The following is a 1,257-nucleotide window of genomic DNA, read 5'->3' as shown; positions in this document are numbered from 1 at the left end:
CACCCCCCATGTCCTTTTTCATCAGCCCCATCGACGCGCCCGGCTTCAGGTTCAGCCCGCCGGTATCGAAACACACACCCTTGCCGACGAGCGTCAGCGTCGGCCCGGTCGCGCCCCAATTCATCTCGATCAGACGCGGGGCCTGATCTGCGGCTCGCCCGACCGTGTGGATCATCGGGAAATTCTGCTCCAGCAACGCGTCGCCGGTGATCGTTTTGCAGGTGGCTCCGAATTCGTCCGCCAGCGCTTCGGCTGCCGCTTGCAGTTGGTCCGGCCCCATATCAGAGGCTGGCGTGTTGACCAGATCGCGGGTCAGCGCCTCGGCATTTGCCAGAATCTCCAACCGCGCGGCATCAACGCCTTCAGGGGCAACCAGTCGCGCCTTGGCGGCGGATTGAGTCGCATAACGATCGAAGGCGTAACCGGTCAGCAACCAGCCCAGACATTCCATCTCCAGATGCTCGGCCGGGACGCCTTCCGCGATGTGGTAGCTGCCTTCCGGCAGCGCATCCGCCGCAGCGGCCAGAGGGAACCGCTTGCGGGCGCGCTTGCCCTCGGTCCCGTACCCGGCCAGCGCGAACCCCGCACCGCCGTCCGTGCTTGGCACCGTCAGGACCTGACCCAACGCGCCCTTGAACCCGTTCGCGGCAACCCAATTGCGGATGTGATCGGACTGACCGGCCAGCCAATCGTCCAGATCAGGTTGCGCCACCACATGCAGGGGCACAGAGTTGTCAGAGGGTTGAGCAAAGCTGAGGGTCATAGGTGTCTCGGGCTGAGTGAATTTGCGACCAGACTATCCGCCTGCAGCCTGCCCGCAACCCCCGTCACACCGAAAGGTCTTGCTGATCCCAGATCGCGGTCAGAGAGCGCTCTCCAACCCGGATCAACCGCCCCAGCGTTGCACCTGCTGCCACCGCATCGCCTGCATCCACGGCGCCGGTGACATCGCTCGCAACCCGTGCCAGCGCCGTCATTCCAATCTGATCGGCGATTGCCACCAGCGACTTGGAGCACTTGCGCAATGCCTCCCAATCGCGTTGCCGCCAGTGCCGTTCGCAATTCGATAAGCGCACGGCCAATTCCTCGACCGTGCGGCACAGCACGTCCAACGCGTTCTTGTCGCCCAATTGCCGGTACAGCCCGCTGAGGCGATCCGGATCCAGTCGCACGGTTTCCTTGTGTTCAAGCCTGAGTATGTTTTCCACCACATTCACCCTAGTTTAGTCGCCCCCACGGCGTGGCATTGATCCTTGC

1 protein-coding gene and 1 pseudogene are annotated in these 1,257 nt (G+C 63.4%); both read right to left on the bottom strand.

Annotated elements, in window-relative coordinates:
• A pseudogene (locus tag ACR0E6_RS21290) lies at nucleotides 1-763 on the bottom strand (leucyl aminopeptidase family protein); the annotation flags it as partial.
• A 64-nt stretch (nucleotides 764-827) separates the two neighbouring features.
• Nucleotides 828-1,217, bottom strand: coding sequence for a hypothetical protein (locus tag ACR0E6_RS21285; protein ID WP_480566131.1), 390 nt, complete (start codon nucleotides 1,215-1,217; stop codon nucleotides 828-830).
• Nucleotides 1,218-1,257: the final 40 nt, after the last annotated feature.

This window comes from Ruegeria sp. AP12 (assembly GCF_056540025.1).
Note: the sequence above shows the minus strand (reverse complement) of the source record. Positions and strands in the feature narration are given on the sequence as shown.